Below are 14378 nucleotides of genomic sequence, written 5' to 3' on the forward strand. Positions count from 1 at the left end.
GCTGCACCCCCCTCTGGCCTGCCGGCCATCTCCCCCTCAAGGGGGAGATTGGATGTCATATCGGCTTTCGCCAATTTTCTACGTCGAACAGTGCCGCCGACGAAGCTGCCAATCTCCCCCCTTGAGGGGGAGATGTCCGGCAGGACAGAGGGGGGCGCCTAGCACCAGCCCCTCAAACCAGAACTCAATCCGAAACCGGCGTGTTCTCGTCCAAGTCGACGCGGAAATTGCCTTCGAGTATCTCGGCTTTCTTCTTTTCGACCAGCTCCTTCACATCAGCCGGCAGCGTCTTGTCGAACTTGTGGTAAGGCGCCAGATGCGAGCCGCCCTTGGCCATGCGCGAGAAGTCGCCATAGTCCTGCGCGGTGAAGACGCCGGCCTTGACCAGCTTGATCGCCTGTTCGACCGTCGGATACATGTCCCAGACCGGGCCGGTGATGACCGTATCCGGGCCGAGACTCGACTGGTCGGACATGTTGGAGATGGCAAGGATCTTCTTGTCGACCGCCGCTTCGATGACACCGAAGCGCTCGGCATAGATGACGTCGACGCCGGCGTCGATCTGCGCGACCGCCGCTTCCTTGGCCTTGGGCGGATCGAAGAAAGAGCCGATGAAGGCGACCTTCTTCTTGATGTTCGGGTTGACCTCCTTGGCACCGGCGAAGAAGGCGTTGACCAGCCGGTTCACTTCCGGAATGCCCATCGCCGCGACAGCGCCGATCGTGCCCGACTTCGACATCTTGCCGGCGATCATGCCGGAGAGATAGGCGGGCTCGTGGATCCAGTTGTCGAACACGCCGAAATTCGGTTCCGCCGGCCCGGCACCCGAGCCGAACAGCCAGGCGGTCTTCGGGAACTGCTTGGCGGTGCGGCGCGACTCACGCTCGGCGGCGAAGGCATCACCCAGCACCAGCTGGTAGCCGCCTTGCGCGTATTCGCGCATGACGCGGCTGAAATCGGCGGTCTGCACCTTCTCCGACCATTTGTATTCGATGCCGAGTTCCTTCTCGGCCTTCTGCAGGGCGACATGGATCTGGTTGTCCCATGGCTCCTCGATCGGCGTGGCGAAGATCGCCGCCACCTTCAGTTTCTTGTCCTTGCCGAAGGCAGCGCCCGGCAGCATTGCCGCAGCCAGGCCAAGCGCGCCCAACTCCAGCACATTGCGTCGCGAAAGCCCTTCGCGTGCGGATTGAAATCTGTTCTTTCGGTTTTCCATTGTATTCCCCTCTGTTCGACAGCCGTGTCGAGCCGGCTGTTCTAAAAATCAGACGAGGAACTATGGAACGGGTCCGGACTTTTGTCCACGTGGTCAAATTTGACCGCACCGGATTCTCGAAGTTAGCCGGAGAGACTTGCCGATCAGACCCGTTCCAGCGCGATCGCGATGCCCTGGCCGACGCCGATGCACATGGTGGCAAGCGCATACCGGCCGCCGCGCTCGCGAAGCTCCAGCGCCGCCGTGCCGGATATGCGGGCGCCCGACATGCCCAGGGGATGGCCGAGCGCGATGGCGCCGCCATTCGGGTTGACGTGTTCGGCGTCCTCGGCAATGCCGAGCTGGCGCAGCACGGCGATGCCTTGCGAGGCAAAGGCTTCGTTGAGCTCGATGACGTCGAACTGTTTTGGCGTCAGGCCAAGCCGCGCGCAGAGTTTTTGCGTCGCCGGCACCGGGCCGATGCCCATGATGCGCGGCGCCACGCCGGCGGCAGCCCCGCCGAGGATGCGGGCGATCGGCGTCAGCCCATACTTTTTCACCGCCGCCTCGGAGGCAACGATCAGCGCCGCCGCGCCGTCATTGACGCCGGAGGCGTTGCCGGCCGTCACCGTGCCGCCCTGCCGGAACGGCGTCGGCAGCTTGGCCAGCGCCTCGACCGTTGAGCCCGCGCGGGGGTGTTCATCCTTGCTGACAATGAGCGCATCGCCCTTGCGCTGCAGGATGGTCACTGGGGTGATCTCCTTCGCCAATCTTCCATTGGCTTGTGCGGCGACGGCCTTGTTCTGGCTGCGCACTGCGAAGGCGTCCTGGTCGGCCCGCGACACCGAAAAATCCTCGGCGACGTTCTCGCCGGTTTCCGGCATGGAATCGACGCCATACTGCTTCTTCATCAGCGGGTTGACGAAGCGCCAGCCGATGGTGGTGTCGTAAATCTCGGCATTGCGCGAGAACGCCGTGTCGGCCTTGGGCATGACGAAGGGTGCCCGGCTCATCGATTCGACGCCGCCCGCGATCATCAGCTCCGCCTCGCCGGCCTTGATGGCTCGGGCGGCAATGGTCAGCGCATCCATGCCGGAGCCGCACAGGCGATTGACGGTGGAGCCCGGGACCTCCTTTGGCAGCCCGGCCAGCAGCAGCGCCATGCGCGCTACGTTGCGATTGTCCTCGCCGGCCTGGTTGGCGCAGCCATAGACGACATCGTCGATCGCCTGCCAGTCGATGCCCGGATTGCGCTCGGCCAGCGCCCTCAGCGGTATCGCGCCAAGATCGTCTGATCGTACCGAAGACAGCGAACCGCCGAAGCGGCCGATCGGCGTGCGGATGTAGTCGCAGATATAGGCCTCGGCCATGTCATGCAGCCTTTGCTTTTCCGGTTCCCTCATGCGCCGCCTTGGTGCGGGCCTGCAGGTCGCGCAATGTCTTCAATTCGAGTTCGCTTGGCGCCGGCGTTTCGTCAAGCGCCTCGGCAAACTTAACGACCCAGCCACAGCTCTCCTGCACCTGCTGGCGGGTGACGCCTGGATGCAGCGACACGACGGTGAATTCCTTGGTCACCGGATCCGGCTTCCAGATGGCGAGATCGGTGATCAGCAAGGTCGGACCTGATGTGTCGATGCCAAGCCGCTTGCGATGATCGCCACCCTCGCCATGGCCGAAGGAGGTGAAGAAGTCGATCTTCTCGACCATGCCGCGCTTGGTCTGCGCCATTGTGATGTAGATCTGCTTCGACGAGGTCGCGATCTCCGGCGCACCGCCGCCGCCAGGCAGCCTGGTCTTGGGATGGAGATAGTCGCCGATGACCGTGGTGTTGATGTTGCCGAACTTGTCGAGCTGCGCCGCCCCCAAAAAGCCGATCGAGATGCGGCCGCCCTGCAGCCAGTAGCGGAACATCTCCGGCACCGCGACGGTGGTGACGGCGGTCTCGCACAATTCGCCGTCGCCGATCGACAGCGGCAGCACATCGGGCGCGGTGCCGATCGTGCCGCTCTCGTAGATCAGCGTGATGTCAGGCGCATGTGTCAGCCGCGCCACATTGCAGGCCGCGGACGGTGCGCCGATGCCGACGAAGCAGACATCGTCATTCCTGAGCGCCCTGCTGGCGGCGATCGTCATCATCTCGTTGGGGGTGAAACCCAATGGATTGTCGCTCATGCCGCTTTCCTCAAATGCTCGACCCGGGCCGCGAAATCGCCGGCGCTCTTCTCCAAGACATTGGCCTGCATCCACGCCTGGAATTTTTCACGGTCGGCAGCGATCTCGTCCCATTCCAGATAGGCCGCATTGTCACGTGCATAATAGCCATGCGCATAGGACGGATGCGAGCCGCCTGGCACGACGGATATCGCCGCGATCGTCCAGCGCGGCAGCACGGTCAGATTGGGGTGCAGATCGTCGAAATTGTCGACCACTTCCTCCACCGTCACCACCGCTCGCTTGGCCGCCAGCACCGCTTCCTTCTGGATGCCGATGATGCCTTCGACCAGCACATTGCCTTGTCTGTCGGCCTTCTGCGCATGGATGAAGGTGACGTCAGGCCTGATCGAAGGAACAGCCGCCAGCACCTCGCCGGTGAACGGACAGGTGACAGACTTGATGTTCGGATTGACCGCCGCGAGGCCAGCACCGCGATAGCCGCGAAACACCGCGCAGGGCAGACCGGCCGCGCCCGCCTCATAGGCATTGGCCATGCCGGCATGGCTGTGCTCCTCGATCTCGATCGATCTGGGGAAACCGTTCTCGATGGCGTCGCGGGCGCGCCGCAGCAGGCCGACGCCGGGATTGCCGACATAGGAGAAGACAATTTTCTTCGCCATGCCCATACCGATCATCTGGTCGTAGATCAGGTCCGGCGTCATGCGGACCAGGGTCAGGTCGCGAAAACCCTGACGGATCGCCTCATGCGCCGCCGCCGTCGGGATCAGATGGGTGAAACCCTCGAAGGCGACCGTGTCATCATCGTTCAAATTCTCCGCAACGGCCTGTTTGAGCGGCAGGAACTTGACCATCGCATCGGCTCCGGGTTCAAAAAGTTCGCATTGCGAACATATGTTTTATATGCGATACTTTCTACGCTGGGGGAGGGCGAGGAGTCAATCCTGGCGTCGATGCCGTTCCCGCGGAGTTGAGATGGACGAAGAAGCCGCTTCCCGTGATCATGTCGGCTCGCTTGAACGTGGCCTTGCCGTCATGGAGATCCTGGCTCGGCATCCCTCGGGCATGACGCTGACCGAAATGGCCGAGGAAGCGGGCCTGACCCGCGCCGGCGCCCGCCGCTTTCTGCTGACGCTCACCGCCACCGGCTATGCAACGCAAGCCGGCCGCGTGTTCTCGCTGTCGCCACGCTTGCTGACGATCGCCCGCACCTGGCTCGGCGGCGCCTCGCTCTGGGCCTTCGCCGCACCCATCATGCGCGCTGTCGCCGCACAGCTGAACGAGGCCTGTTCGGCGGCGATCCTGTCGGGTGCCGATGTCGTCTATGTCGCCCGCATTCCCGGCCGCCGCATCCTCAGCGTGTCGCTTGATGTCGGCACCAGGCTGCCGGCCTATTGCACTTCGATGGGACGCATCCTGCTTGCCGGTCTGACGCCTCAGGAATTGGACGCATTCCTCGGCCAGGCGACGATCGAGAGACGGACGCCGAAGACGATCACCGACAGGCGTTTGTTAGCCAACGCCATCGGCAAGGCGAAAGCGGACGGCTTTGCCATCGTCGACGAGGAACTGGAACTCGGCCTGCGCTCGATCGCCGTGCCGATCCGCGACCGCGCAGAACGCACGGTCGCGGCCATCAACGTCTCGACGCAATCGGCGCGGTTCTCCGTCGCGGAGATGGAACGGGAGATTCTGCCGGCGCTGCTGGAGGCCAGGCAGCGGATTGAAGATTTTTTTGTGGTTTAAGAGGCCTTCTCCAACAACCTTCACCGTCGGCGGGACAGCGCCCCCCTCTGCCCTGCCGGGCATCTCCCCCTCTTCTTGGGGGAGATCGGACGTCACGCCGGCTTTCGCCAATCTCCAACGACGCAGGAATGGGCGAAGCCGCCAATCTGCCAATCTCCCCCTTGAGGGGGAGATGTCCGGCAGGACTGAGGGGGGCGCCAAGGATCGCCAGCGCCCGGCACCGCTCCGCCGACCCTCAATGCTTGATGCGATCCCGCATGGCATACCACAGCATGCCCAGCACATAGAGCGGACCGCGCAGCGCCGTGCCGCCGGGGAATGGCATTGGGGTCAGCGTCGAGAACAGATCGAGCCGCGAGGCGTCGCCGGCGATCGCCTCGGCCAGGAGCTTGCCCGACAGCGTCGACAGGATGACGCCCTTGCCGGAATAGCCATGCGCGAAATAGACCTCGCCATAGTGCCCGACATGCGGCAGCCTAGATGTCGTCACCGACACCAGCCCGCCCCAGGCGTGATCGATGCGGCAGCCCTGAAGTTGCGGGAAGGTGGCTTCCATATGCGGCCGCACGAAGCCGGCGATATCGGCCGGCGGTGACGGCGTGTAGCGCTCGCCGCCGCCGAACAGCAGCCGGCCGTCCGCCGACATCCGGTAATAGTTGACGACGAAGCGTGTGTCGGACACCGCGACATTGGCCGGGATGACATTGCGCTTGCCCTCCAGCGGCTCGGTGGCGACGATGTAGTTGCCGACCGGCATGATGCGGCTGTTGACGCGCGGCTCCAGCCCATCGAGCAGAGCGTCACCGGCCAGCACGACATGTTTTGCACGCACCGATCCCTTTGCCGTCGAGATCCGGATCGAAGGCTCACGCTCCAGCTTCACCGCCACCGAATTCTCATGGATGACGACGCCGGCAGCAATCGCCGCGCGGGCAAGGCCGAGCGTGTAGTTCAGCGGATGCATGTGGCCGCCGAGCGGCTCATACATCGCGCCATGATAGGGTGTGTCGACCTTGGCTCGGGCTTCCGCCGCCGACAGGATTTCGGCGTGCGGGAACTTCATCACCGTGGCCAGGCACTCGACCTCTTCCTCGAGATCCTTGAGATCGGAGCCGTTGACCGCGCCGACCAGATGGCCGGTCAGCCTGAGATCGCAATCGATGGCATGGCGCTCGATGATATCGAGCACCAGCCCGCGCGCCTCGAACGCAAGATCGAACAGTACCTTTGCCCGCTCAGGCCCATAGAGCTTGACCAGTCCCTTGGCGCCCTTGCGCAGGCCGGGGATCATCTGGCCGCCATTGCGGCCCGACGCGCCCCAGCCGATCTTGCCGCCTTCGAGCAGCACCACCTTCAGCCCGCGCTCGGCGGCGTGAAGGGCGGCCGACAGGCCGGTGCAGCCGCCGCCGACGACCACCAGGTCGGTGTCGACATCGCCGACCAGCGCCGGATGGTCCGGCGCCGGATTGGCGGTGGCGACATAATAGGATTTGCCGATATCGAGGCCCGAATTGAAGCCCGTTGAACTGGAAGCCATGATCACACCTTCAGCAGCAGGTGGTCGCGTTCCCAGCTCGTCACCACGCCCTGGAACAGGTCGAGCTCGACGCTCTTTACGCGCAGATAAGTCTGGAAGAAATCCTCGCCGAGCAGTTCCCGCACCGGGCCGCAAGCCTCGAAACGATCGAGCGCCTCCTCCATCGTCTTCGGCAGCGTGCTCTTGATCTTGTAGGCATTGCCCGACGCCTCGGGCGAGCGCGCCAGTTTCTGCTCGACGCCGAGATAGCCGGCAAGCAGCGAGCCGGCGATCGCCAGGTAAGGATTGGAATCCGCACCCGGAAGCCGGTTCTCCACCCGCCGCGCCGCGCGGCCGCCGGCCGGCACGCGCAGGCCGCAGGAGCGGTTGTCATGCGACCATTCGATGTTGGCCGGCGCGCTGTGGTTCGGCCTGATGCGGCGGAACGAGTTCACGTTGGGCGCGAACAGCGGCATGATTTCGGGGACATATTTCTGCAGGCCGCCGATGAAGTGGCCAAACATTGCGGTGTCGGCATCGTCGTTGCCGGCAAACAAAGTCCTGCCGGCCTCGTCGATGACCGACATGTGCAGATGCATCGAGCTGCCGGCCTGTGCGGCGATCGGCTTGGCCATGAAGGTGGCGTGCATGCCGCTTTGCTGCGCTGCCTGGCGCGTCAGCCGCTTGAACAGCAGCACCTTGTCGGCCAGGGGCAGCGCATCGCCATGCAGGAAGTTGATCTCCAGCTGCGCCGTACCCGATTCATGGATCAGCGTGTCGAGCGGCAGGCCGGCCGCCGCCGCATAGTTGTAGATGCGCCGGATCACCGGCTCGAACTCCTCGAGCCCGGCCATATCGTAGGGATGCTGCACGGTCTCGGCGCGGCCATTGGCGCCGACCGGGGCGGTCAGCGGACGGTCGGGATCGGGATTGGGCGCGGTGAGATAGAATTCCACCTCGGGCGCCACCACCGCCCGCCAGCCGCGCTTGGCGTAGAGATCGAGCACGGCGCGCAGCACATGGCGCGGCGAGGCCATCCAGGGCCGGCCGTCCATATGGAAGGCATCGGCAAAGACATAGGCCTTGCCGGGAGCGGCACCCGGCGCCAGGCAGAGCGTCGATACATCAGGCACCATGCGCATGTCCGGATCCGAATAGGCAAAACCCTCGTCGATCGAGCCGGAATAGCGGCCGTCGATGCTGACCAGGAAAGCGCTGCTCGGCAGATAGAGCGCGCAGTCTTCAAGCGCCTGGAGGAATTTGGCCGTCGGCAAGGCCTTGCCGCGCAGGACGCCGTTCATGTCGGGCACCAGGCACTCGACTTCGTTGATGCCGTGCCGGGCCAGCCAGGCCTTGGCATCGTTGCCGCTGGAGAGCGAGATGTTCGTGTTGTTGTCAGGCATTTTCGTTCAAATCCGTATCAGAGAGAGTATGGCTTGCGCGGCCGCATCCGTTCCGGGCTTCAGCGCCATTTGGGCTGCATTGTCCTTGAGGCGGGCGCGCATGGCATCGTCGGCCAGCAGGCCGAGAATGGCTTTCTCCAACACTCCTTCGGTCCAGCCGTCACGGCCGATATGGTCGCCGGTGCCGGTCTCTTCGGCGCGTTGCGCGTTGTCGTGTCCATCCCAGCAATAGGGCATGATCAGTGACGGCACGCCGAAGCGCAGCGCTTCGCAAAAACTGTTGTTGCCGCCGTGATGGATGAACAGATCCGACTTCGCCACCACCGAGGGCTGCGGAAACCAGGCGTCGAGATAAACATTGTCCGGCACCGCGCGGTAAGCGTCGCGCAGGCCGCCGGCATTGACGATGAAGCGCGCCGGCAGCCTGTCGAACACCACCAGCATGCGCTCGATCAGGCCGACATCCATGGCACCCAGGCTGCCGAAGCTGACATAGACCAGCGGCCCGCCATTGCGCGGGAACACCGGCACCTCGAACGGCCCTTCAGAACGCACGCAGCCCTCGAGATAGACGAAGCGCGCGGGGTCGAGCGGCTCGGCACGCTCGCGGCGCACGATCGTCGGCGTCAGCAGCAGGTTGAGATCGGGCGACGTCTCGAGGAACTGACCCTTCGGCAGCGGCCCCAGTCCGGCATCCGCCCGAAAGCGGTTGAAGCGGTCATGCGCCGGCGCGCAAGCCGCCAGATACCTGGCCTCGAACGCCGCGCGTTGCGGGTCGTCCACGCCAAGCCCCGACAGATAGGGCGGCACATTGGCGTCCGGCAGCTCGGTCTCGGCGCAGGAGACGACGCGCACCCACGGACAGCCGGCTGCGGCGATCGCCGGGAACATGATGACATTGTCGAGCACCACGGCATCCGGCTTGAGCCGTGCCAGCAATTGGCGCAGCGGCGCCTCGGCATTGACCGCGGTGTCGACGATGGCCTGCCAGGTCGGAGCGACATAGGTCTCGAGCTGGTCGATCGGGCTCAGCCTGAAATGCGGCAGGTGCCGGCGCACGAAAGCCTGCCAGTAGCTCTGGCGTTGGCTCTCGCTCAGCGGCTCGTCGGTTGGCAGCTGGTATTCCTGGAAACCATAGTCGGCAAAGACGCCGGAGAAACCGGCATGGCAGATGAAGACGGGCCGGGCGCCTTTCGCACGCAGCGCCTGCGCGATGCCGACGCAATTCAACGCCGCGCCGAAGCTTGCTTCGGGAAACAGCGCGATGGTCGGGCTGGCTTTACGCGTCAATTAATCCTCGTCATTCCGGCCGGCTGATCGTGCCGAACAGCGCGGGAGCCCCGCGGCTGGCCGCTTGCGGTCGCTGGTTGCGGGAGAGCCGCAGATGAATGCGAAGCAGATCGGCAGCCACCTCATACTGCAGGCTTTCAAGATGGTCGAGTATGACAAGGTGTTCGCGCAGCGATTGCCGCAATCGGAAGACGTTGACGCCGGCATAGATGCCCGGCAGCCGGCGCAGCCTGAGGTGATCGGCGAGCGCGTCGGCGATGAAGCGGTTGGCGCTGCCCTCGGCGAGCATGCCGTGAAAATCGATGTCCAGCCGCTGGAACTCGCGTGTGTCGAAGGCGGCGTCCGGCAGCGTCACCAGCGCTTCCATAGCCTGGCGCAACGTCGCCGCCCGCGCGCCGTCCAGCCTGAAGCCGGGCGTCAGGATGGCCGCGGGCTCGAGCAGCAAGCGGAACTCGTAGCTGTCGCCTTGCGCTTCCGGATCGTCGGGCGTGCGCCGAAACAGCCAGGACTGGCCGGGCGCACGATCCAGCAGATTCTCTTCGGTCAGTTTGTTCAACGCTTTTAATACCGTCTTGCGCTCGGCACTGTAGCGCCGCATCAATCCCGCGACGGTCACCGTCTGGTCCAGTCGCCGCGCCGAGCGGTCGCGCAGGATCGCCTCGGCCAACTCGTCCTCCTCGGCAGCGGGCAATTCCGTGGCGACCGAAGCCTGCGCGGTGAGGTCGATGGCCAGATGATAACCGGACTCCGCCTCCCAGCGCACGACGCCCCGTTCCGCGAGCAGGCCGAGTGCCGCCCGCACCGGCGTGCGCGAGACATTGCACAGCGACGCGATCTGCTGCTCGGGCAAGCGTGCACCGGGCCCGAAGCCGCGCTGGCGCGCCACATCCAGGATGCGCTGCGCCAGATCAAGATGGTTGGTGCGGGGTCGTCTGGCTGCGGCTTGCATGGCTGGTCCAGCGGAAAACGAGATGACCGCATTGCTTTGACCGATCGCCCGAACGGACGCAATCGGCCAGTTTCCTCGGTCGTTTGACAAATTATGGATTGACGTACTTTTTTCTGCAATAGTACTGTCAGCACAATCGGCGAGAAAAAGACCGAGGGAACAGGATCGAGGCAGCGGCAAGGGTCGCAAGCGTTGGTCCGGCGAATGAAATTCGACGATCAACCGAATGGGAGTCTGTCATGACCGCTACCAGCCTGCGGCGCCGTGCGCTGAAAACATCTTCGATCGCACTTGGCCTGGCCTTGGCGCTGTCCGCGCCGGCGACGGCTGCCGACCTCGTCATTTCCAACTGGGACGGCTACATGGCACCCGACGCCATGGCCGCCTTCAAGACCGCAACCGGCGTTTCGGGCGAAGTGGTGGTGCATGCCACCAATGAAGAGATCATGGGCAAGCTGATCGCCGCCGGCGGCAAGGGCTATGACGTGGTCTTTGTCTCCTCACCCTTCGCCGAGGTGCTGAACAAGCTCGGCCTCACCGAGCCGATCGACCACGCCAAGATCCCCAACCTCGCCAACCTCTATCCGGAAGCAGCCAAGCTGCCGCACGATGTCGGCAATGCCTTCTCGGTGCCCTACACCTGGGGCACCACCGGCCTCTGCTATCGCTCGGATCTGATGAAGGTCGCACCGGCCAGCTGGAGCGACCTGCTCGCGCCCTCCGACGAATTGAAGGGCAAGACCACCATGCTGGCGACCGACCGCTGGCTGCTGGCCGCCGGCCAGCTCAACAAGGGCTATTCGGTCAACGAAACCGACCCGGCCAAGATGGCCGAGGTCAAGGATCTCCTGATCTCGGCCAAGAAGACCCTGCTCGCCTATGACGACACCACCTTCTATTCCAAGCTGGTGTCCGGCGAGGCACTGATGGTGCAGGCCTGGGACGGCTGGTGCAATTACGGCATCGCCGAAAAGCCGGAGATCAAATACGTCATTCCCAAGGAAGGTTCGGACCTCTGGGTCGACACGATGGTGGTGATGAAGGCCTCCGCCAACAAGGACGCCGCCTTCCAGTTCATCAACTTCATGCTCGACGCCAAGAACCACGCCTGGGCGGCGCAGAACATCGACTACAAGGTGCCGAACAAGCCGGCCATGGAAAGCCTGCCTGCCGATTTTCTGGCAAAATTCCCCAACATGGCGATGCCGGTGGCCGATCTCGTCAAGTTCGAGCAGTTGCGTGACGTCGGCGACGCCCAGCGCGACTATTCGAAGATCGTCAGCGAGATCAAGGCTGCGCAGTAAGCGGCGGCACATCAGAGACCACGGTCGACGGCGGGTTTCCGCCGTCGGCCGCTGAATGCGGTACCCAATCGTGTCCTCAACCAGACTTCGTTCCTCCTTGCTGATGGCCCCGGCGCTGGCCTGGCTCGCGGCCTTGATGGTGGTGCCGTGCGCGCTGGTACTGGCGCTCGCCTTCTTCCGGCGTGGCATCTATGGCGGCATCGAATACACCTTCACGCTGGAGAATTTCGGCCTGGTCTTCGACCCGCTCTATGCCGGCATCTTCCTCAATTCGGCGCGCATCGCCGGCACCGCGACCCTGATCGCTGTGGTGATCGGCTATGCCGCCGCCTACGCGATATCGGCGGCACCGCGCCGGTGGCAGCCAGTGTTCCTGTTCTTCGCCGTGCTGCCGTTCTGGTCCAACTATCTGATCCGCACCTATGCCTGGATCGTGCTGCTCAACCGCGAAGGCCTGATTACCCAGCTGCTGCGCTGGTTCGGCTACACCGGCGAGCCGCCATCGATGCTCTATACGGAAGGCGCGGTTATCGCCGGCCTGGTCTATAACTACCTGCCCTTCGTCATCCTCGCCTGCTACGCGCCGCTGTCGCGGCTCAACCCGGAACTCGCCGAGGCCTCGCGTGATCTCGGCGCTTCGGCAGCCACCACGTTCCGTCGTGTCATCCTGCCGCTGACCGTACCGGGCATCGCCGCCGGCGCGGTCTTCGTCTTCGTGCTGTCGATCGGTAATTTCGTCACGCCCGCGCTGCTCGGCGGCGGCCGCTTCCAGATGATCGGCAACCTCGTCTACGACCAGTTCCTGACCGCCAACGACTGGCCTTTCGGGGCGGCACTGGCGATGGCGCTGATTGCCATCATGCTTCTGGTACTGATGGCGCAAGCGCTGGCCGCCAATCGCGCCTCGGGTCACGTCACGCAAGCCGGCGGAGACACCGATGGCTGAGCGCTCCCCTGCCACGCGGCGCACGCTCTGGCTCGTGCTCAGCCCGGTCTTCGCTTTCCTCTACATCCCGATCGCCGTGCTGGTGGCGCTGTCCTTCAACGAAGGCGGGTTGCCGACGGCATGGTCGGGATTCTCCCTGAAATGGTATGTCTCGCTGGCCTCGAACAGCGCCATCCTCTCCGCGGCCCTCAACACGCTGATCGTGGCGCTGGTCTCGACCGCGATCGCCACTCTGCTCGGCACGCTGCTGGCGATCGGCATCGAGATGCGCCGGCAATACGGCAAGGCTCTCGAAGCGCTGATTTTCGCACCGATGATCATTCCCGACATCGTGCTGGCGATCGCGCTGCTCTCGTTCTTCTCCATGCTCAACCTGACGATGGGCCTGCACACCATCATCCTCGCCCATGTCGTCTTCAACCTCGCCTTCGTCTGCTCGGTGGTGCGCGCGCGGCTGAAGAGTTTCGACTGGTCGATCGTCGAGGCCTCCGCCGATCTCGGCGCCTCCGCGCTCACCACCTTCCGGCGGGTGACATTGCCGGTCATCGCGCCGGCGGTGATTGCAGGGGCGCTGCTCGCCTTCACGCTCTCGGTCGACGAGTTCATCATCGCCTTCTTCACCGCTGGCGCCGGCCGCGCCTCGACGACGCTGCCGATGCAGATCTACGCCATGATCCGCTTCGGCATCACGCCGGAGATCAACGCGCTGGCGACCATCGTCATGGCGGTCTCGATCACCGCGCTGACCCTGTCGCAGCGGCTCAACCGTGGGATCATCGGCCAATGAGCGAACCCCGCACTCTGCTGGCCATCGATCATGTGTCGAAGAATTTCGGCAGGGTGACGGCTGTCGACGGCATCTCGCTCGACATCCGCGAGAACGAGTTCTTCGCTTTGCTCGGCCCGTCCGGCTGCGGCAAGACCACGCTCTTGCGCATGCTGGCCGGTTTCGAGACGCCCAATGACGGGCGCATCCTGCTCGACGGACGCGACATCGCCAAAACCCCGCCCAACAAGCGGCCGGTCAACCTGATGTTCCAGTCCTACGCGCTGTTTCCGCATATGAGCGTTCGCGCCAATGTCTCCTACGGCCTGGAGATGGAACGTTTGCCGGCGGCTGAAATCCGCTCCCGCGTCGAGGCCATCCTGGCGACGACCGAGCTCGTCCCCTTCGCCGACCGCAAGCCGGAGCAATTGTCGGGCGGCCAGAAGCAGCGCGTCGCGCTCGCCCGCGCGCTGGTCAAGCGGCCCCGGCTGCTGCTGCTCGACGAGCCGCTCGGCGCACTCGACAAGAAGCTGCGCGGCGCCATGCAACTGGAATTGAAGCGCCTGCAGCACGAGGTCGGCATCACCTTCGTCATCGTCACCCACGACCAGGAGGAATCGCTCGTCATGGCCGACCGCATGGCGGTGCTGAAAGACGGCAGATTGCTGCAATGCGACACGCCGCACGCGATCTACGAACACCCCGCCGATCGCTTCGTCGCCGACTTCATCGGCGTGATGAATTTCGTGCCGGGCCAAGCCGCCGTCGATGGCGTTGTGGCCACGAATGGCGCACGCATATCAGGCAAGGTTCCGGCAACGCTCTCGCCCGGCGCATCCGCTGTCGCTTCGGTGCGCCCTGAGCGCATCCGGCTATTCCCATCGGCGGAAACCGCCAACCGCATCACCGGCACGGTCGAGGCGCTGGCCTATCAGGGGCTTGACCTGCAGCTGCATGTCCGCACGCCCCTGTCGCCAAAACCGTTCCTGGTGCGCGTCACCGCAGACGCCGCCGACCGCCGGCCGGTCTCGTCGGGCGACCAGGTCGAACTCGGCTGGGATGCCGCCGATGTCAGAATTTTCGCAGAATGA

Annotated in this window: 13 protein-coding genes; 5 read left to right on the plus strand and 8 right to left on the minus strand. The window is 64.4% G+C overall.

Going from position 1 to position 14378, the window contains the following annotated elements:
* Nucleotides 1–184: 184 nt before the first annotated feature.
* From LB519_RS04815 to LB519_RS04830, 4 genes are all read right to left on the minus strand, one after another.
* The gene (locus tag LB519_RS04815) at nucleotides 185–1216 is read right to left on the minus strand and encodes a BMP family protein (RefSeq protein ID WP_224618883.1); all 1032 of its coding nucleotides are present in this window, start codon (nucleotides 1214–1216) and stop codon (nucleotides 185–187) included.
* Between the two features lie 143 nt (nucleotides 1217–1359).
* Nucleotides 1360–2565 (minus strand): 3-oxoadipyl-CoA thiolase, encoded by a 1206-nt coding sequence (pcaF, locus tag LB519_RS04820; protein WP_013528954.1) that lies wholly within the window; start codon nucleotides 2563–2565, stop codon nucleotides 1360–1362.
* Between the two features lies 1 nt (nucleotide 2566).
* The gene (locus tag LB519_RS04825) at nucleotides 2567–3367 is read right to left on the minus strand and encodes a CoA-transferase subunit beta (RefSeq protein WP_127366786.1); all 801 of its coding nucleotides are present in this window, start codon (nucleotides 3365–3367) and stop codon (nucleotides 2567–2569) included.
* Nucleotides 3364–4221, minus strand: coding sequence for a CoA transferase subunit A (locus LB519_RS04830; protein ID WP_013528952.1), 858 nt, complete (start codon nucleotides 4219–4221; stop codon nucleotides 3364–3366). The genes LB519_RS04825 and LB519_RS04830 overlap by 4 nt, the downstream gene beginning before the upstream one ends.
* 121 nt (nucleotides 4222–4342) lie before the next feature.
* On the opposite strand from LB519_RS04830, the gene LB519_RS04835 reads away from it, so the two are divergent.
* Nucleotides 4343–5113 (plus strand): IclR family transcriptional regulator C-terminal domain-containing protein, encoded by a 771-nt coding sequence (locus tag LB519_RS04835; protein ID WP_013528951.1) that lies wholly within the window; start codon nucleotides 4343–4345, stop codon nucleotides 5111–5113.
* A gap of 235 nt (nucleotides 5114–5348) precedes the next feature.
* On the opposite strand, the gene LB519_RS04840 is transcribed toward LB519_RS04835, so the two are convergent.
* From LB519_RS04840 to LB519_RS04855, 4 genes are read right to left on the minus strand one after another with little or no spacing between them, the layout of a single operon-like run.
* A complete protein-coding gene (locus LB519_RS04840; RefSeq protein WP_224618885.1) occupies nucleotides 5349–6650 on the minus strand; it encodes an NAD(P)/FAD-dependent oxidoreductase in 1302 nt (433 codons plus the stop codon).
* Between the two features lie 2 nt (nucleotides 6651–6652).
* Nucleotides 6653–8032, minus strand: coding sequence for a glutamine synthetase family protein (locus LB519_RS04845; protein WP_224618888.1), 1380 nt, complete (start codon nucleotides 8030–8032; stop codon nucleotides 6653–6655).
* Between the two features lie 6 nt (nucleotides 8033–8038).
* Nucleotides 8039–9322 carry a nucleotide disphospho-sugar-binding domain-containing protein gene (locus LB519_RS04850; protein ID WP_013528948.1) on the minus strand — a complete coding sequence of 428 codons (1284 nt, stop codon included), beginning with the start codon at nucleotides 9320–9322 and terminating at the stop codon, nucleotides 8039–8041.
* A 10-nt stretch (nucleotides 9323–9332) separates the two neighbouring features.
* Entirely contained in the window at nucleotides 9333–10271 is a 939-nt protein-coding gene (locus LB519_RS04855) for a GntR family transcriptional regulator (RefSeq protein ID WP_224618890.1), read from the minus strand.
* 239 nt (nucleotides 10272–10510) lie between these two features.
* Between LB519_RS04855 and LB519_RS04860 the strand changes: the two genes are divergently transcribed.
* The 4 genes from LB519_RS04860 to LB519_RS04875 all read left to right on the plus strand — a co-directional run bounded on the left by LB519_RS04860 (nucleotide 10511) and on the right by LB519_RS04875 (nucleotide 14378).
* Nucleotides 10511–11575, plus strand: coding sequence for a spermidine/putrescine ABC transporter substrate-binding protein (locus LB519_RS04860; protein WP_224618892.1), 1065 nt, complete (start codon nucleotides 10511–10513; stop codon nucleotides 11573–11575).
* A 103-nt stretch (nucleotides 11576–11678) separates the two neighbouring features.
* On the plus strand, nucleotides 11679–12521 hold the full coding sequence (locus LB519_RS04865; protein ID WP_027163033.1) for an ABC transporter permease: 843 nt from the start codon (nucleotides 11679–11681) through the stop codon (nucleotides 12519–12521).
* A complete protein-coding gene (locus LB519_RS04870) occupies nucleotides 12514–13308 on the plus strand; it encodes an ABC transporter permease (RefSeq protein WP_224618894.1) in 795 nt (264 codons plus the stop codon). Before LB519_RS04865 ends, LB519_RS04870 begins: the two co-directional genes overlap by 8 nt.
* Nucleotides 13305–14378, plus strand: a complete 1074-nt coding sequence (locus LB519_RS04875; protein WP_224618896.1) for an ABC transporter ATP-binding protein — start codon at nucleotides 13305–13307, stop codon at nucleotides 14376–14378. Before LB519_RS04870 ends, LB519_RS04875 begins: the two co-directional genes overlap by 4 nt.

Source organism: Mesorhizobium sp. AD1-1, assembly GCF_020164655.1.
Lineage (GTDB): Bacteria > Pseudomonadota > Alphaproteobacteria > Rhizobiales > Rhizobiaceae > Mesorhizobium > Mesorhizobium ciceri.